The organism is Citrobacter pasteurii (assembly GCF_019047765.1).
Classification (GTDB): Bacteria; Pseudomonadota; Gammaproteobacteria; order Enterobacterales; family Enterobacteriaceae; genus Citrobacter; species Citrobacter pasteurii.
Genome location: NZ_CP077262.1, coordinates 2,067,750 through 2,084,836, shown reverse-complemented (window position 1 = coordinate 2,084,836; position 17,087 = coordinate 2,067,750). Strand labels below are relative to the sequence as shown.

Sequence of the window (17,087 nt, the reverse complement as noted above, 5' to 3'; positions counted from 1 at the left end):
CATAGAAATTTATTCTGCAGAAACGGAAATAGTTAAAACTGATGATATTTCCCCTGCAACAACGGGTGTTGCTGTATTTAATCTAGCGTACTGCGCTGAAAATCCCAGAGTATATTCCACCCCTGAAGAATCATCTTTAGTTGCGGTAATAATATCTTTGACATTAGTTTCCTGATCATTAGTAATAGACTTGTTACCTAATTTCAATTTAACACCAACGCCCTTAGACGCATCAACTTCACCGTTTACTTCTTTTGTATTTTTAAGTACACCCTCTGTAGTAAATTCTCCATTAGAAATTCTTATTGTATTTAATTTTGTACCTGCGGGACATATTATTTTCATTGGTGTTGAATCAGATACTTCAGTACCAACAACTGCACCTGCAGACAATCCAGAAAAACGTGAAGCATCAATTTCCGGCAATGTGATAACACTTGAATTCATGTTGTCTGCAAAATGGCAAGAACTATTAATAATAGTACCTTCGATTGTTAACGTCCCTTCTTCCCCAGCAGCAAAAGCCCCAGCGCTCATAAATACAGCAGAAAAAACAGCAGCAGAAATAATTGAACGTTTCATAGTATCTTCCTTAATAAAGTAATTTCTATTTATTACCAGGTGTCGGCCCTTGAAATTAAATTCGCACAGCACAAACGTTACCGCAATGTAAACGTGTTGTTTTTTTGATTTAAAACAAGTTGCAAATATCAATATATTTGCAACAAATGAATATCATGACTATCATCATCGACTTTAATAAATTAACGTAATTAATCGTTAGATATCATTATTCAGGCCCAAAAAAAGCCCCCATCACTCATTAAAATGATGGGGGCTTACTATGCACTACGCTTTTTTAGTCGTAGCAATTTAATACTATCTGTCGCGAAGAGTCCCCTGGAATAGCGACGATATGGGTCACAACGCCTTGTGCTGGAGCAGTCATCACATTGTTGATATCTGCACTATGCAGAGTCTGACCACACTGCTGTTGCACAGTACTAGCCACGACATCAGTGCTACAGGTAGGTTCAACTATCTTGCCGGTAATGGTCAAGGTCGCGGTATCAGAAGCAAAAGCAGACGTGTTAATTCCATAAGCCAGTGTGATAATTCCCAAGAATAAACTAATTTTCATTTTTTCATTATTCCTGTAAGGGGTCAGAAACAGCGTGTAAGCGGCTTGTCCGTTGAATTATGAGATAACTTCCCTGCTAAAACCAATTGAAATTGTAGATTGATGAGATTGGTATGATCAATTTGAATGATGCATTAAGAGGGATTATTCGGAAAAGGACACGGATTATAGTGGCATGATGAATAATATTGGACAGTTTGTTCACTCTATATATTCACCGTATCAATATATCATTGATACGGTGAATAAGTACAACACGTCTTGCATCAAAAAAAATTACACCGCGCGGAAGGCAATTTCCCCTGGAATAACCTCTCCCTGCCAGTAGAGCTGGGCGGCGACACGACCGGCCAGATCGCGGTAAATCGCGGTGAATTCACTGTCAGGACGACTGATAACCGTCGGCATACCGCGGTCGAGATCTTCACGCAAGGAAATATGCAGCGGCATCTGTCCCAGCAGTTGGGTGTGATATTGCTCAGCCAGCTTTTGTGCGCCACCCGTGCCGAAAATCGGTTCATGATGACCGCAGTTGCTACAAATATGCATGCTCATATTTTCAACAATGCCCAGCACAGGTACTTCCACTTTTTCGAACATCACGATGCCTTTTTTCGCATCGATCAGCGCGATGTCCTGCGGCGTCGTGACCACTACCGCGCCCGTTACCGGAATGTTCTGCGCCAGCGTCAGCTGAATGTCACCGGTGCCCGGCGGCATATCCAGAACCAGATAATCAAGATCCGGCCATAAGGTCTCTTGCAGCATTTGTAACAACGCTTTGCTGGCCATTGGACCACGCCACACCATCGCATTGTCATCGGTTACCAGATACCCAATGGAATTGGTTGCCAGGCCATGGGACATAATCGGCGCCATATGGGTGCCGTCTGGCGAGGTTGGACGCTGATTTTCCGCACCGAGCATGGTCGGAATGGACGGGCCATAAATGTCAGCATCCAGGATGCCCACTTTCGCCCCTTCGGCTGCCAGCGCCAGCGCCAGGTTCACCGCAGTAGAGGATTTACCCACACCACCTTTGCCGGAACTCACGGCAATGATGTTTTTCACACCATTAATACCCGGCTGGTTTTTCACACGCTTCAGCGTCGCAATGTTATGCGACAGCTTCCAGTCAATAGCTTTAGCACCAGTAATACGCAGTAAATCGGCACTACATTGCTCTTTTAATGCCTCAAACGCGCTGTGCCAGACGAATGGCATGACCAGCTCAACGTGCAACGTGTCGTCCATCCAGGCGACATGATGCAACGCTTTCAGCGTCGTCAGATTATGCTTCAGGGTTGAATGCTGAAAATTCGCCAGCGTCCCGGCGACCATGGCGCGCAGGGTCTCTGGTGATTTGGCCTGGGATTGTGCGTTCATCCCGACTCCTTTTTGTTGTTCTGAAAGTACAATAGTCACCAGGTAGTTTACTCCAACCGCAACAATTATTCATTTACGGATAAATGCCCTTATCGCTTGGCGCAGTAATTACCATTTTGGTACTATCAAAGCCCTTTTCACTACAAAAGAAGTAATTGCCCACTATGACTCAAGTCGCGAAGAAAATTCTGGTAACGTGCGCGCTGCCGTACGCCAACGGCTCAATCCACCTCGGCCATATGCTGGAGCACATCCAGGCTGATGTCTGGGTCCGTTACCAGCGAATGCGCGGCCACCAGGTTAACTTCATCTGCGCGGACGACGCACACGGTACGCCAATCATGCTGAAAGCACAGCAGCTTGGGATCACGCCAGAGCAGATGATCGGTGAAATGAGTCAGGAGCATCAGACTGATTTTGCAGGTTTTGACATCAGCTATGACAACTACCACTCAACGCACAGCGAAGAGAACCGTGAGCTGTCTGAACTGATTTATACGCGCCTGAAGGAGAATGGTTTTATAAAGAACCGCACCATCTCCCAGCTCTACGATCCGGAAAAAGGCATGTTCCTGCCGGATCGTTTCGTTAAAGGCACCTGCCCGAAATGTAAGTCTCCGGATCAGTACGGCGATAACTGTGAAGTGTGCGGCGCAACCTACAGCCCGACCGAACTTATCGAGCCGAAATCCGTCGTTTCCGGTGCCACACCGGTAATGCGTGACTCCGAGCACTTTTTCTTTGACCTGCCGTCGTTCAGCGAAATGCTGCAGGCGTGGACGCGCAGCGGCGCGTTGCAGGAGCAAGTGGCGAACAAAATGCAGGAATGGTTTGAATCTGGCCTGCAGCAGTGGGATATCTCCCGCGACGCACCATACTTCGGCTTTGAAATCCCGAACGCACCGGGCAAATATTTCTACGTCTGGCTGGATGCGCCAATCGGCTACATGGGTTCCTTCAAGAACCTGTGCGACAAGCGCGGTGATACCACAAGCTTTGACGAATACTGGAAGAAAGACTCCGATGCTGAGCTGTATCACTTCATCGGTAAAGATATCGTCTACTTCCACAGCCTGTTCTGGCCTGCCATGCTCGAAGGCAGCAACTTCCGCAAACCGACTAACCTGTTCGTTCACGGGTATGTGACGGTGAACGGCGCGAAGATGTCCAAGTCTCGCGGTACCTTCATTAAAGCCAGCACCTGGCTGAAACACTTTGATGCCGACAGTTTGCGTTACTACTACACGGCGAAGCTTTCTTCGCGTATTGATGATATCGACCTGAACCTGGAAGATTTTGTCCAGCGCGTCAATGCTGATATCGTCAACAAAGTGGTCAACCTGGCGTCCCGTAACGCGGGCTTTATCAGTAAGCGTTTTGACGGCGTACTGGCGGCTGAAGTGGCCGATCCGGCGCTGTACAAAACCTTTACCGACGCCGCAGCGGTGATTGGCGAAGCGTGGGAAAGCCGTGAATTCGGTAAAGCAATCCGCGAAATCATGGCGCTGGCCGATGTGGCTAACCGCTACGTTGACGAACAGGCTCCGTGGGTCGTGGCTAAACAGGAAGGCCGTGACGCCGACCTGCAGGCAATTTGCTCCATGGGTATTAACCTGTTCCGCGTCCTGATGACGTACCTGAAACCAGTACTGCCGACGCTTGCTGAACGTGTTGAGGCATTCCTGAACAGCGACCTGACCTGGGATGCCATTGAGCAACCGCTGCTCGGTCACAAGGTCAACACCTTTAAGGCGCTCTACAACCGTATCGACATGAAACAGGTTGAAGCGCTGGTGGAAGCGTCCAAAGAAGAAGTGAAAGCCGCAGCCGCACCGGTGACCGGCCCGCTGGCGGATGACCCTATCCAGGACACCATCACCTTTGACGATTTCGCCAAAGTCGATCTGCGCGTGGCGCTGATTGAGAACGCCGAGTTCGTGGAAGGTTCCGACAAACTGCTGCGCCTGACGCTGGATCTCGGCGGTGAGAAGCGTAACGTCTTCTCCGGTATTCGCTCTGCTTACCCGGATCCGCAAGCCCTGATTGGCCGCCAGACCATTATGGTGGCGAACCTGGCTCCGCGTAAGATGCGCTTCGGTATCTCTGAAGGGATGGTGATGGCAGCAGGCCCCGGCGGAAAAGACATCTTCCTGTTAAGCCCGGATGACGGTGCGAAACCTGGTCAGCAGGTGAAATAACAAAAAAGCCGGAGATTATCTCCGGCTTTTCTTTTGCTTTTACTCCGGCTGGCGGTTTCGCCTTACCCGGTCTTCAAATCCCGCAGGCTTTGCAAGCACAGCGCCGCTGGGCAACCATCACGACTTCGCGTTATGTACTCGTGCAGTTAAACCGCGCAAGAAATAGCGCAAGAATTGATCGCCACATTCGCGATAGTTCTTATGGTCCGGTGCACGCATCATCGCGGTGATTTCCGGCATCGATACACGAAATTTCTGTTCGGTCATGATGGCCAGAATATCATCGGTTTTCAGTGAAAACGCGATACGCAGTTTTTTCAGCACCGTATTGTTGTTAACACGACGTTCAATCGCCAGTTCCGGCGCAGAATCATCTTTGCCACGCAGATGGTAGATAAGACCGTTCAGGAAACCGGAGAGGATGATATCCGGGCAGCGAACAAACCCGTCCTCATCTTCTTTTGTCATCCAGGTGTCGAAACCTGCAGAGGTGGATTCCATCTCTGCAAGCGCAAGAATGCGCACCATATCGTTATTATTCGCTTTCAGGGTGTAGCGCAGGCTACGAAGAATATCGTTACTTAGCATAGAGCCTTCAACTGTCGGTGATGCAATGGCGCGCAGTGTACCAGTTTTACAGGCCAATCGCCTCTTTTAGACTTTTGAGGTACCGACGGCTCACCGGGACAGTCAGTCCGTTACGTAAAATCAGCTCAGCCTGACCGTTATCTTCCAGACGGATCTCCTGCAAATGGGCCATGTTGACCAGGTATTGTCGGTGGCAACGCAGCAGCGGAGTACGGCTCTCCAGCGTTCTGAGCGTCAGCTCGGTGAATCCTTCTTTGCCATCGCTACTGGTCACATAAACGCCGCTCATACGACTGCTGACAAACGCCACATCATCCATTTGCAGCAGATAGATTCGGCTATGACCGCTACATGGAATGAATTTAAGCGCCTGCTGATGTTCCGGCAGTAACGACACATCCTGCTTTGTTCGCTCCTGACGTAAACGGATCAGCGTTTTCTCCAGCCGCGTTTCTTCAATCGGCTTAAGCAGATAATCAAAAGCATGTTCTTCAAAGGCTTTCACTGCATATTCGTCAAAAGCGGTGAGAAAAACGATATACGGGCGATGCTCGGGATCCAGCATACCCACCATTTCCAGCCCGCTGATACGCGGCATCTGGATATCGAGGAACAGCACATCCGGGCGCAGCTTATGCACTGCACCAATGGCCTCTACCGCATTCGAACACTCTCCGACTATCTCGATGTCGCTTTGCTCCTGTAACAGGATCCGCAGGTTCTCCCGCGCTAGCGGTTCATCATCGACAATCAGCACTTTGATCATGCCAGTTCCTCCAGGGGAAGTCGTAAAGTAATTCGGGTAAAGAGCTCAGGCTCACAGGCTACGCTGATGCCAAAATCATCGCCAAACCGTTCCCGCAGGCGTTTGTCCACCAGACTCATTCCAAGCCCGCTGGACTCAGTCGTGGGCTGATACAGTCCGGCATTATCTTCAATATCCAGCATCAGATACTGTCCTTCCTGGCGAGCAGTGATGGAGACTTCTCCGGTATCAAGTAGCTGGGAAGTGCCATGCTTAATCGCATTCTCGACTATCGGTTGCAGAGTAAACGCAGGCAATTGCTGATGCGCAAGCGCTTCCGGGACCGTTAACGTCACCTGCAGACGGGACTGGAATCGTGCCTTTTCAATTTGTAGATAGGCATTTACGTGTTCGATTTCATCAGCCAGCGTCACAATTTCCGACGGGCGTTTTAAATTCTTACGAAAGAAAGTCGAGAGATATTGCACCAGTTGGCTGGCCTGCTCGCTGTCACGACGGATCACGGCTTTAATCGTATTCAACGCGTTAAACAGAAAATGGGGATTAACCTGAGCGTGCAGAAGTTTGATTTCTGACTGCGTCAGCATCGCTTTTTGTCGCTCATATTGTCCGGCCAGGATTTGCGCGGAAAGCAACTGGGCGATCCCTTCTCCCAGCGTGCGGTTAATTGAGCTAAAGAGACGGTTTTTGGCTTCATACAGTTTAATCGTCCCCATCACCCGCTGGTTTTCACCCCGCAACGGGATCACCAGCGTCGACCCTAATTTGCATTGCGGATGCAGTGAACAGCGATAAGGCACTTCGTTACCGTCGGCATACACGACTTCTCCGGTTTCAATCGCCCGTTGGGTGTATGAAGAGGATATGGGCTTGCCTGGCAGATGGTGGTCATCACCAATGCCGGTAAACGCCAGCAACTTCTCGCGATCAGTAATCGCCACCGCACCGATATCCAGCTCTTCATACAGCACCTGAGCGACCTTCATGCTGTTAACCTCGTTAAATCCCTGTCGCAGAATCCCCTCCGTAGAGGCGGCAACTTTTAGCGCAGTGGCAGAAAACGCCGAGGTGTATTTTTCAAACATCGCGCGTTTGTCGAGCAGAATACGCATAAACAACGCAGCGCCAACGGTATTGGTCACCATCATCGGCGCGGCAATGTTACTGACCAGGTGCAAGGCATCCTCAAAGGGACGTGCAATCAGCAAAATGATCAGCATCTGCACCAGTTCGGCGACAAAGGTAATCGCGCCAGCCGTCAGCGGACTAAACACTTTATCAGTACGACCACGTCGGGTAAGTACACTGTGTACCAGTCCCCCAAGCAGGCCTTCCACGATGGTCGAAATCATACAACTGAGCGCCGTCATGCCCCCCATCGAATAGCGATGAAGACCGCCGGTCAGGCCAACCAGTCCCCCAACAACTGGACCGCCAAGCAGACCGCCCATCACCGCGCCGATGGCGCGAGTATTCGCAATGGAGTCTTCAATATGCAGCCCAAAGTAGGTGCCCATAATGCAAAAGATGGAGAAGGTGACGTAACACAGAAGTTTGTGCGGCAGTCGGATAGTGACCTGCATCAGCGGGATAAACAGACGCGTCTTGCTCATTAGCCACGCGATAACGAGAAACACGCACATCTGCTGAAGCAGCAGCAACACCAGATTAAACTCGTACATACCCGCCAACCACACATTTCTTAAAAGCGCGTAACATACATGGGCTGCGCGTAACTTTCTTTGAACTGTTGCAAAAAAACAGGAATTTGTGAGAACGATCACTCGAAAGCGCGAGTATGGCGACAATCTCACCCTTGCTCTGATCAAAAAACAGACAAAACTACCTGGTTCGCAAAAGAGCGTCTAAAGTAAAACTGGGACCTCGCGAGCAAGAGTGAGACAACGATGGCGCTTTACACGATAGGTGAAGTGGCTTTGCTTTGTGATATCAACCCTGTCACTTTACGTGCATGGCAGAGGCGTTACGGATTACTAAAACCTCAGCGTACAGACGGGGGGCATCGCCTGTTTAACGATGCGGACATTGACAGGATCCGTGAGATAAAACGCTGGATAAATAATGGCGTTCAGGTCAGTAAAGTTAAAATGTTACTCAGCAATGAGAACATTGATGTGCATAACGGCTGGCGTGAGCAGCAAGAAACGCTATTGAGCTATTTGCAACGTAACAATTTGCACAGCCTCAGGTTGTGGATCAAAGAGCGTGGTCAGGATTACCCTGCACAAACGCTCAATACACATTTGTTTATTCCCTTGCGCCGACGTCTGCAATGTCAGCAGCCCATTCTCCAGGCGCTATTGGGGATCCTTGACGGTGTACTCATCAATTATATTGCGATTTGTCTTGCTTCGGCGCGTAAAAAACAGGGTAAAGATGCCCTGGTAGTCGGCTGGAATATCCACGATACCACCCGCTTATGGCTGGAAGGCTGGGTCGCCAGCCAGCAAGGATGGCGTGTTGATATACTGGCCCACTCGCTCAATCAGCTACGGCCCGAGCTGTTTGAAGGGCGCACCCTGCTCGTCTGGTGTGGAGAGAACCAAACCCCTGCACAACACCAACAACTGGATGAGTGGCGCGCGTTAGGTCACGATATTTATCCACTCGGTATTTAATATTTTATTAACAAACGTGTACAATCCTTGAATTCACATAAGGAGTACAAAATGAGCGCAGCTAAAATCGGTGTTATAACCCTCTTCCTGCTGATGGCTATCGGTGGTATCGGCGGCGTGATGCTGGCAGGTTATACCTTTATTTTACGTGCCGGGTAAGGTAGTACGCTAATCGCTCAAACCCGCGATCGACAATAACTGCGGCCAATGCGACCAGCAGCGCCCCCTGGATCACATAGGCGGTATTAAACCCGCTTAACCCGATAATAATCGGTGTTCCTAACGTATTCGCACCAACGGTAGAGGCAATCGTTGCGGTGCCAATATTAATAATCACCGACGTGCGAATCCCGGCCAGAATAACCGGTGCCGCGAGCGGAAGTTCGACTTTGCGTAGCCGCTGCCCATGACTCATGCCCATCCCGCCGGCGATATCTATTACGCTGGCAGAGATCCCTCCCAGCCCTGCCAGCGTTGCCTGTAAGATCGGTAACACCCCATACAGGATCAGCGCGATAATCGCAGGCTCCGGGCCAAAACCCATCACCGGTACGGCAATCGCCAGCACCGCAACCGGCGGAAAAGTTTGCCCCACCGCGGCAATCGTTTCGACCAAAGGTCTGAACTCTACTCCCCATGAACGGGTTACCGCTACACCTGCCCCAACCCCAATAATGACAGCAATCAGGCTTGAAATGCCCACCAGAGTGAAATGCGCCAGCGCCAGCGCCATAAAGCTCTCTTGCTGATAAACAGGACGCGGCAATTGGGGAAACAACGCGCTGAACAGTGCCTGGCTGTGGGGCAATCCCACCAGCAACACCAGGAACAGCGCAATGAGCCACAGCAGAGGATCAAACAGATGTTTCACTGTGCGGTGTCTCCGAAAGCAGATCGTGAAAATGGAGCGTACCACGGGCCACGCCCTGGGCATTAACCACCGGCAACACATCACAGCCACGGGCGACAAAAACAGATAACGCATCACGTAACGTCATCTCATCCACTAACGGCTCACCGGCCAACTGTTCACCACGACGGGTAAAATCCCCCACTGTGCGCAGTGACAGCAGTCTTACACCCAGTTCACTGTGGCCAAAAAAGGTTCGCACGAAATCATTCACTGGTGCCGTCAACATCGACAGCGGCGTGCCCTGCTGCACCACCTTGCCCGCATCCATTAACACCAGGTGCTCCGCCAGTCTCAGCGCTTCATCGATATCATGCGTCACTAACACGATGGTACGACCCAACAGACGGTGGATACGGGTCATCTCCTGCTGTAGCGCACTGCGTGTTACCGGGTCCAGCGCGCCAAAAGGTTCGTCCATCAGCAGAACCTGAGGGTCAGCCGCCAGCGCGCGTGCCACACCGACCCGCTGCTGTTGGCCGCCGGAAAGCTGATGCGGATAGCGGTGACGCAAATCCGCTTCCAGCCCCAGCAACGCCATCAGTTCTTCTGTTCGGTCATCAATACGCGCACGTGACCACTTTTGCAGCTGTGGTACGGTGGCAATGTTCTGCGCGACAGTCCAATGTGGAAATAAGCCAATCGACTGGATGGCATAGCCCATACGTCGTCTTAATTCCAGCACCGGCAGGCTACGGATCTCTTCCCCGGCAAAACGGATCTGCCCACTATCATGCTCGACCAGCCGGTTGATCATTTTCAACGTGGTGGACTTCCCCGAACCGGAGGTCCCGATTAATACCGAAAAACTACCTTCGCCTAAATGCAGATTGAGATCGCTCACGGCCTGTTGCTGGTTATAGGTTTTATTGACATGGCTAAATTCAATCATCGTTTGTCACCTTCAGCAGTGCTAAGCCTAAATCAAACAGCGCATCAATCAGCACTGCCAGTACCACCACCGGAATCACGCCCAGTAGCACTAAATCAACGGCGCTACTGAGCAGTCCCTGAAAAACCAGCGCGCCAAATCCGCCAGCCCCAATCAATGCGGCAATGACCGCCATCCCCACCGTCTGTACCATCACCACCCGCAAACTGCGCAGGAAAACGGGTAGCGCTAACGGAAGTTGCACCGAAAGAAAACGCTGACATGGGCTCATCCCCATAGCCCGCGCACTTTCCAGCACATCGCGCGGAACCTGATTCAGCCCGGCCACCACGCCACGAACCAATGGCAATAAGGCATACAGCACCAGCGCAATCAGCGCAGGCGTCAGGCCCGTTCCCGCTACGCCGAGCGAGCTAAGCCACGGGAAATGCTTAACCAGTCCAGCAAGCGGCGCAATCAACAAACCAAACAACGCGACGGAGGGGATCGTCTGGATGATATTCAGCACAGCAAATATTGGCCCCTGACGCGAAGCAGAAAAAGTGCACCAGATGCCCAGCGGCACGCCAATACACAGCGCAGGCACCACAGTACCGAACAGAATAGTCAGGTGCTGCGCCAGAGCATCATCAAACACATCCTGGCGGTTAGCATATTCTTTGAGCAAAGAAAGATCGTTAAGGGTACCGGACAGCAGCAGCGCCACTGGTACAGTGACAATTTGCGCATGCAGTACCCAGCGCCACAGTGGCTGAGTGGTAATACGTCGAATGGCGTCACTGCCAGCCAGCAACAACACCCCTGACCCAAGCCAGAAACCGCTCCCCAGGCTGGTTCTGGCGACAGAAGTTCCTGTCTGAGCCAGATGCGTTGCCGCTTTCCCGGCCATAAACAACGCCGCTATCACCAGTAACTGGACAACAACCAGCGTCAAAACACTGCCGGATTTACCGGGTATGATGCATAAAACCACGAGCAGTAAAAGTGTCGCCGCCAGTCCCCACGCCATGTTGGGCCAGACCTCCCAGAGTTGACGACCTTCACCGGAAACCAGACGATTAGGGGCATAACTGATGAAAGGAAGCGCTGCCGCCGCGAAGGTGAGAAACACCAGCAGCAACAGCACCCGATTGATTGAGATTTTCGACAAAACACCCATCCGCTGCAAAGGCCGTTACTTCACCCATCCTTTTTGCTTCAGGTAATCTGCAGCAACTTTTTTCGCATCCAGTCCCTCCACGGCAATGCTGGCATTCAGCTGTTGCAGCGTTTTTTCATCCAGACTGGCAAAGACCGGCTGTAGCCATTCCCCCATTTGCGGGTAGTCCTTCAGCACCGATTCACGCACGACGGGCGCAGGCGCATAAATGGGCTGGACGCCTTTTGGATCGCTCAATGTTTGCAAACCGAGCGCCGCAACCGGGCCGTCGGTGCCGTAGGCCATCGCCGCATTGACCTCTGAAGTCTGCTGCGCCGCAGCTTTAATTGTCACCGCAGTATCGCCCCCTGCCAGTGACAACAATTGGTTCTGATTGAGCTTGAAGTCATACGCTTTTTCAAATGCGGGCAGCGCATCTGCACGTTCAATAAACTCAGCAGAGGCCGCCAGTTTGAACGTCCCCCCCTCTTTCAGGTAGCGGCCTAAATCCGCAAGAGAGACAAGTTTGTTTTTTTCAGCGATATCCTGACGTACTGCAATAGTCCAGGTATTGTTGGCGGGAGCAGGCGTTAGCCAAATCAGTTTATTTTGCTCAGCGTCCAGTTTTTTCACTTTCTCGAAACCTGCCTGCGCATTTTTCCAGGCGGGGTCGTTTTCATCTTTAAAAAAGAATGCGCCATTGCCGGTATATTCCGGATAAATATCCAACTCACCGGAAGTGATGGCCCCACGCACCACGGGCGTAGTGCCCAGTTGTACTTTATTGACAGTTTTCACGCCGTGGCTTTCAAGCACCTGCAAAATAATATTGCCGAGCAGCGCCCCTTCGGTATCTATTTTTGAACCGACCGTGACGGGTGACGCGGCCTGTAAGGGCAAGCTTATCGTCGCTAACAGCGCCAGCGAACCCACCCATACCTTTGAGATTATCATGCTGCTCTCCTCATCCTTTTGCTGCCCTTTTCAGAGACTTGAGGAAAAAGCATAGTTGAAAAATCCAGTCTTAACCTGGCTATTGGGGGGTAACACTGAGAGTTATTAGCGGTAAGGCGAGAACAAAATAAAAAAAATCCGGCAAACCCAACATGAATTTACCGGATGATAGGATTTCGCAGGCCTGATAAGCGTAGCGCTATCAGGCACTGTGCGTGGTTTATTCAGCCATTACAGCAGTTCAAACTCGCCCTGCTTCACTCTGGCGGAGTCTACGCCGATAAAGACGTTAAATTTGCCCGGCTCCGCATCGTATTTCATATGCTGGTTCCAGAACTTCAGCGCGTCAATATCAATGGGGAAGCTAACGGTCTGGGTTTCACCTGGCTTGAGGTTCACTTTCTCAAAACCTTTCAGCTGTTTTACCGGACGACTCATTGAGGCCGTCACATCCTGTAAATACATCTGAATGACTGTCGCGCCTTCACGCTTACCGGTGTTGGTTACCTGCACGCTGGCAGTCACTGTTCCGTCACGTTTCATTGTCGGTGCAGAGAGCTTCACATCAGACACGGTAAACGTGGTGTAGCTCAGACCATAGCCAAAGGGATACAACGGGCCATTCGCTTCATCAAAGTAGCGCGACGTATATTTGTTCGGCTTATCGGCGTTATACGGGCGACCAGTATTAAGATGGCTGTAATAGACCGGGATCTGCCCCACCGATCGTGGGAAAGACATCGGCAGCTTACCTGACGGGTTATAATCGCCAAACAGCACATCGGCAATGGCGTTACCGCCTTCGGTGCCGGCAAACCAGGTCTCGAGGATCGCATCAGCCTGCTGATCTTCTTTCACCAATGCCAGTGGACGACCGTTCATCAGCACCAGCACCAGCGGTTTACCGGTCGCTTTCAGCGCAGCAATCAGATCACGCTGGCTTTGCGGGATAGTGATATCGGTTCGACTAGAGGCTTCATGCGCCATCCCCTGCGCTTCACCCACTACCGCAACAACCACGTCAGACTGCTTCGCCGCATTAACGGCTTCATCAATCATTGCCTGCGGCGAGCGCGGGTCAACCTTCACCGCCTCTTCATACAGGTTGAGGAAATCGACAATGCCTTTGTCGTTGGTGATATTCGCCCCTTTGGCGTACACCACTTTACCCTGCTCGCCGAGGGCATTTTTAATCCCCGTCAGCACCGTTACCGACTGATCGGCAACACCGGCAGCGGACCAACTGCCCATCACATCACGCTTGCTGTCGGCCAATGGACCGACGACTGCCACGGTGGCGGATTTTTTCAGCGGCAATGTTTCCAGACGGTTTTTCAGCAGCACCAGGCTTTCTCGCGCCACTTCACGCGCCTCTTTGCGGTGCAAACGGCTTTCCGCGTTGGTGTCCTGTGGGTCAGATTCTTTGGCCCCCAGATGACTGTACGGGTCGTTAAACAGCCCCATATCATATTTCACGTTCAGCACGTGGCGCGCGGCATCGTCGAGTTCCGCCATCGTAACCTTACCCGACTTAATCAGTCCCGGTAGATACTTGCTGTAGTATTCATCGCTCATGCTCATGTTAATACCGGACGTGATCGCCACGCGCACAGCATCTTCGGGGTCGGACGCGGTTCCATGTTTAATCAATTCTTTAATTGCGCCGTGATCGGAAACCGTTATGCCTTTAAAGCCCCACTTATCGCGCAACACGTCTTTGAGCAGCCAGGCGTCAGAGGTGGCAGGCGTCCCATTCAGTGAGTTAAGCCCCACCATCACCGCACCGCTACCGGCATCCAGTCCGGCCTTGTAGGGCGGCATATAGTCGTTGAATAAACGCTGCGGACTCATATCCACAGTGTTGTACTCTTTTCCGCCCTCAACGGCGCCATAAGCAGCGAAGTGCTTGACACTGGTCATCACTGAATACCTGTCGGCCGGGCTTTTCCCCTGCATCGCTTCCACCATGGTTTTGCCCATGATGGCAGTTAAATACGTATCTTCACCAAAACCTTCGGACGCACGGCCCCAACGCGGATCGCGGGAGACATCGACCATCGGCGCCCAGGTCATGTTCAGACCATCGTCTGCGGCTTCATACGCAGAAATCCGACCAACGGTTCTGACCGCATCAAGGTTAAAAGAGGATGCCAGGCCAAGGCTTATCGGAAACACGGTGCGTTGACCATGCAGCACATCATAGGCGAAAAAGAGAGGGATTTTCAGGCGGCTAAGTTCCATGACCTGATCCTGCATCTTACGGATATCCTGGCGCGTGACGGTGTTAAAAATTGCCCCAACCTGCCCGTCTTTGATCATCTCGCGGATGGCTTCTTTCGGGTTATCAGGCCCGACGCTTATCAAGCGTAGTTGCCCAATTTTCTCATCCACAGTCATCTGTTTGAGTAAATCGGTCACAAACACATCCCGCGCTTCAGGCGTCAGTGGATGGTTACCAAACAAGGTGTCCGCCAGCGCTGGTTGCAACGCCAGGCCCACCGCGACACCTACAGAACATAGCCATTTCATGTTGATTCTCTCTTAATTTCTACCCGACGAGGCAGCGAAAATATAACAAAAACCGCAGCTTGCCGTAAGCCTAAACGGGAGTGGGGAAGAAAGCTAAGGATATTCTCTGAATTTTCAAAACCAGCATGAATCAGTGGGATACAACACAGAGACAATGCGAATGAGAAAGCGTATTGTCATACATAGCGCTATGCTTGTTCCTGATATTGAGTCCCACCACAAGGAGTGGAGAATGTCTTCCATTACAACAACTGATAATAAAGCGTTTCTGACTGAATTGACCCGACTGGTCGGCCATTCACACCTGCTCACCGAAGCGGCCAAAACTGCCCGTTATCGTAAAGGCTTTCGCTCGGGTCAGGGCGATGCGCTCGCCGTCGTTTTCCCTGGCTCGCTATTAGAACTGTGGCGTGTCCTCAACGCCTGCGTCTCGGCTGACAAAATAATTCTGATGCAAGCCGCCAATACCGGTCTGACCGAAGGCTCCACGCCTAGCGGCAATGATTACGATCGCGACATCGTCATCATCAGCACCCTGCGCCTCGATAAGCTGCACGTCATCGGCAACGGTGAACAGGTGCTGGCTTATCCCGGTACGACACTTTATTCGCTGGAAAAGGCGCTCAAACCTTTTGGCCGTGAACCGCATTCGGTGATCGGCTCTTCCTGTATCGGTGCTTCCGTGATCGGCGGTATCTGCAACAACTCTGGCGGCTCGCTGGTACAACGCGGTCCGGCATACACAGAAATGTCGCTGTTTGCGCGTATTGACGAACAAGGTAAATTGCAGTTGGTCAACCATCTGGGTATCGAGCTGGGTCAGACACCAGAGCAGATCCTGAGCAAACTTGATGACGAGCAGATCAAAGATGATGATGTCCAGCACGATGGGCGTCATGCACACGATCATGATTACATCACCCGCGTCAGAGATATTGAGGCCGATACGCCGGCACGCTATAACGCAGACCCTGAGCGTCTGTTTGAATCTTCTGGTTGCGCCGGAAAGCTTGCAGTGTTCGCCGTGCGCCTGGATACCTTTGAAGCAGAGAAAAACCAGCAGGTCTTTTATATCGGTACCAACCAGCCAGAAGTGCTGACGGAAATCCGTCGTCATATTCTGGCCAAATTTGAACATCTGCCGGTCGCGGGTGAATATATGCACCGCGATATCTATGACATCGCCGAAACCTATGGCAAAGATACGTTTCTGATGATCGACAAACTCGGCACTGACAAAATGCCGTTTTTCTTTACGCTGAAAGGCCGCACCGATGCGATGCTGGAAAAAGTGAAAATTTTCCGCCCGCACTTTACCGACCGGGCAATGCAGAAGTTCGGCCATTTATTCCCCAGCCATTTACCGGCACGGATGAAAAGCTGGCGTGATAAATACGAACATCATCTGCTGTTAAAAATGGCCGGTGGCGGCGTAGCAGAAGCACAGAGCTGGCTGACTGAGTTTTTCAAAACCGCCGAAGGTGATTTCTTTGCCTGTACGCCGGAAGAAGGTAGCAAGGCATTTTTGCACCGCTTCGCAGCGGCGGGCGCGGCCATTCGATATCAGGCCGTCCATGCGGATGAAGTGGAAGATATTCTGGCGCTGGATATTGCGCTGCGTCGTAACGATACCGAATGGTATGAGCACCTGCCGCCGGAAATAGACAGCAAGCTGGTGCACAAACTCTATTACGGCCACTTTATGTGCTATGTCTTCCATCAGGATTACATCGTGAAGAAAGGTGTGGATGCTCACGAACTGAAAGAGCAAATGCTGGTGTTACTGCGTGAGCGCGGGGCACAATACCCTGCAGAACATAACGTGGGGCATCTGTATAAAGCACCAGAAACATTGACGCGTTTTTATCGCGAGAACGACCCGACCAACAGTATGAATCCAGGTATTGGCAAAACCAGTAAGCAGAAGTACTGGAAAGAATCGTAGG

The 17,087-nt window shown here is 51.4% G+C and carries 15 protein-coding genes; 4 read left to right on the top strand and 11 right to left on the bottom strand.

Going from position 1 to position 17,087, the window contains the following annotated elements; all coding sequences use genetic code 11:
- Window positions 1–9: 9 nt before the first annotated feature.
- The 3 genes from I6L54_RS09990 to apbC all read right to left on the bottom strand — a co-directional run bounded on the left by I6L54_RS09990 (window position 10) and on the right by apbC (window position 2,527).
- A complete protein-coding gene (locus I6L54_RS09990; RefSeq protein ID WP_040230636.1) occupies window positions 10–582 on the bottom strand; it encodes a fimbrial protein in 573 nt (190 codons plus the stop codon).
- 277 nt (window positions 583–859) lie between these two features.
- A complete protein-coding gene (locus tag I6L54_RS09985) occupies window positions 860–1,141 on the bottom strand; it encodes a DUF2574 family protein (protein WP_040230635.1) in 282 nt (93 codons plus the stop codon).
- Between the two features lie 276 nt (window positions 1,142–1,417).
- Window positions 1,418–2,527, bottom strand: coding sequence for an iron-sulfur cluster carrier protein ApbC (apbC, locus tag I6L54_RS09980; protein WP_040230634.1), 1,110 nt, complete (start codon window positions 2,525–2,527; stop codon window positions 1,418–1,420).
- A gap of 164 nt (window positions 2,528–2,691) precedes the next feature.
- Here apbC and metG point away from each other — a divergent pair, with 164 nt between their 5' ends.
- Window positions 2,692–4,725, top strand: a complete 2,034-nt coding sequence (gene metG / locus I6L54_RS09975) for a methionine--tRNA ligase (RefSeq protein WP_040230633.1) — start codon at window positions 2,692–2,694, stop codon at window positions 4,723–4,725.
- Between the two features lie 117 nt (window positions 4,726–4,842).
- Here the strand turns inward: metG and I6L54_RS09970 are convergent, their stop codons facing one another.
- The 3 genes from I6L54_RS09970 to I6L54_RS09960 are packed head-to-tail and all read right to left on the bottom strand — an operon-like array spanning window position 4,843 to window position 7,761.
- Window positions 4,843–5,313, bottom strand: a complete 471-nt coding sequence (locus I6L54_RS09970; protein ID WP_005129173.1) for a YehS family protein — start codon at window positions 5,311–5,313, stop codon at window positions 4,843–4,845.
- A gap of 46 nt (window positions 5,314–5,359) precedes the next feature.
- Window positions 5,360–6,079, bottom strand: a complete 720-nt coding sequence (gene btsR / locus I6L54_RS09965) for a two-component system response regulator BtsR (protein WP_005129174.1) — start codon at window positions 6,077–6,079, stop codon at window positions 5,360–5,362.
- Window positions 6,076–7,761 carry a sensor histidine kinase gene (locus I6L54_RS09960; protein WP_005129175.1) on the bottom strand — a complete coding sequence of 562 codons (1,686 nt, stop codon included), beginning with the start codon at window positions 7,759–7,761 and terminating at the stop codon, window positions 6,076–6,078. Before I6L54_RS09960 ends, btsR begins: the two co-directional genes overlap by 4 nt.
- Before the next feature lie 225 nt (window positions 7,762–7,986).
- Between I6L54_RS09960 and mlrA the strand changes: the two genes are divergently transcribed.
- Together mlrA and I6L54_RS09950 are read left to right on the top strand one after the other, a co-directional pair.
- Entirely contained in the window at window positions 7,987–8,718 is a 732-nt protein-coding gene (gene mlrA / locus I6L54_RS09955; protein WP_005129176.1) for an HTH-type transcriptional regulator MlrA, read from the top strand.
- 51 nt (window positions 8,719–8,769) lie between these two features.
- Window positions 8,770–8,877, top strand: coding sequence for a protein YohO (locus I6L54_RS09950; protein ID WP_003027354.1), 108 nt, complete (start codon window positions 8,770–8,772; stop codon window positions 8,875–8,877).
- On the opposite strand, the gene I6L54_RS09945 is transcribed toward I6L54_RS09950, so the two are convergent.
- The 5 genes from I6L54_RS09945 to bglX form a co-directional block, all read right to left on the bottom strand.
- Window positions 8,858–9,589 (bottom strand): ABC transporter permease, encoded by a 732-nt coding sequence (locus I6L54_RS09945; protein ID WP_005129178.1) that lies wholly within the window; start codon window positions 9,587–9,589, stop codon window positions 8,858–8,860. The two genes, I6L54_RS09950 and I6L54_RS09945, sit on opposite strands and share 20 nt — an antisense overlap.
- Window positions 9,573–10,520, bottom strand: coding sequence for an ABC transporter ATP-binding protein (locus tag I6L54_RS09940; RefSeq protein WP_005129180.1), 948 nt, complete (start codon window positions 10,518–10,520; stop codon window positions 9,573–9,575). The genes I6L54_RS09945 and I6L54_RS09940 overlap by 17 nt, the downstream gene beginning before the upstream one ends.
- On the bottom strand, window positions 10,513–11,679 hold the full coding sequence (locus tag I6L54_RS09935) for an ABC transporter permease (protein ID WP_040230632.1): 1,167 nt from the start codon (window positions 11,677–11,679) through the stop codon (window positions 10,513–10,515). Before I6L54_RS09935 ends, I6L54_RS09940 begins: the two co-directional genes overlap by 8 nt.
- 15 nt (window positions 11,680–11,694) lie before the next feature.
- The gene (osmF, locus tag I6L54_RS09930) at window positions 11,695–12,612 is read right to left on the bottom strand and encodes a glycine betaine ABC transporter substrate-binding protein OsmF (protein ID WP_040230631.1); all 918 of its coding nucleotides are present in this window, start codon (window positions 12,610–12,612) and stop codon (window positions 11,695–11,697) included.
- A 231-nt stretch (window positions 12,613–12,843) separates the two neighbouring features.
- Window positions 12,844–15,141, bottom strand: a complete 2,298-nt coding sequence (gene bglX / locus I6L54_RS09925) for a beta-glucosidase BglX (RefSeq protein ID WP_005129186.1) — start codon at window positions 15,139–15,141, stop codon at window positions 12,844–12,846.
- A 232-nt stretch (window positions 15,142–15,373) separates the two neighbouring features.
- Here bglX and dld point away from each other — a divergent pair, with 232 nt between their 5' ends.
- Window positions 15,374–17,086: a D-lactate dehydrogenase gene (dld, locus tag I6L54_RS09920; protein ID WP_005129187.1), complete on the top strand. Its 1,713-nt coding sequence runs from the start codon at window positions 15,374–15,376 to the stop codon at window positions 17,084–17,086.
- Window position 17,087 lies beyond the last annotated feature (1 nt).

Bases quoted from the DNA above. Each gene is read 5' to 3' on its own strand.
- apbC (WP_040230634.1), bottom strand. From the start codon at position 2,527: ATGAACGCACAATCCCAGGCCAAATCACCAGAGACCCTGCGCGCCATG.
- I6L54_RS09990 (WP_040230636.1), bottom strand. From the start codon at position 582: ATGAAACGTTCAATTATTTCTGCTGCTGTTTTTTCTGCTGTATTTATG.
- metG (WP_040230633.1), top strand. From the start codon at position 2,692: ATGACTCAAGTCGCGAAGAAAATTCTGGTAACGTGCGCGCTGCCGTAC.
- I6L54_RS09935 (WP_040230632.1), bottom strand. From the start codon at position 11,679: ATGGGTGTTTTGTCGAAAATCTCAATCAATCGGGTGCTGTTGCTGCTG.
- I6L54_RS09985 (WP_040230635.1), bottom strand. From the start codon at position 1,141: ATGAAAATTAGTTTATTCTTGGGAATTATCACACTGGCTTATGGAATT.
- bglX (WP_005129186.1), bottom strand. From the start codon at position 15,141: ATGAAATGGCTATGTTCTGTAGGTGTCGCGGTGGGCCTGGCGTTGCAA.
- btsR (WP_005129174.1), bottom strand. From the start codon at position 6,079: ATGATCAAAGTGCTGATTGTCGATGATGAACCGCTAGCGCGGGAGAAC.
- I6L54_RS09940 (WP_005129180.1), bottom strand. From the start codon at position 10,520: ATGATTGAATTTAGCCATGTCAATAAAACCTATAACCAGCAACAGGCC.
- I6L54_RS09970 (WP_005129173.1), bottom strand. From the start codon at position 5,313: ATGCTAAGTAACGATATTCTTCGTAGCCTGCGCTACACCCTGAAAGCG.
- I6L54_RS09960 (WP_005129175.1), bottom strand. From the start codon at position 7,761: ATGTACGAGTTTAATCTGGTGTTGCTGCTGCTTCAGCAGATGTGCGTG.
- mlrA (WP_005129176.1), top strand. From the start codon at position 7,987: ATGGCGCTTTACACGATAGGTGAAGTGGCTTTGCTTTGTGATATCAAC.
- I6L54_RS09950 (WP_003027354.1), top strand. From the start codon at position 8,770: ATGAGCGCAGCTAAAATCGGTGTTATAACCCTCTTCCTGCTGATGGCT.
- osmF (WP_040230631.1), bottom strand. From the start codon at position 12,612: ATGATAATCTCAAAGGTATGGGTGGGTTCGCTGGCGCTGTTAGCGACG.
- dld (WP_005129187.1), top strand. From the start codon at position 15,374: ATGTCTTCCATTACAACAACTGATAATAAAGCGTTTCTGACTGAATTG.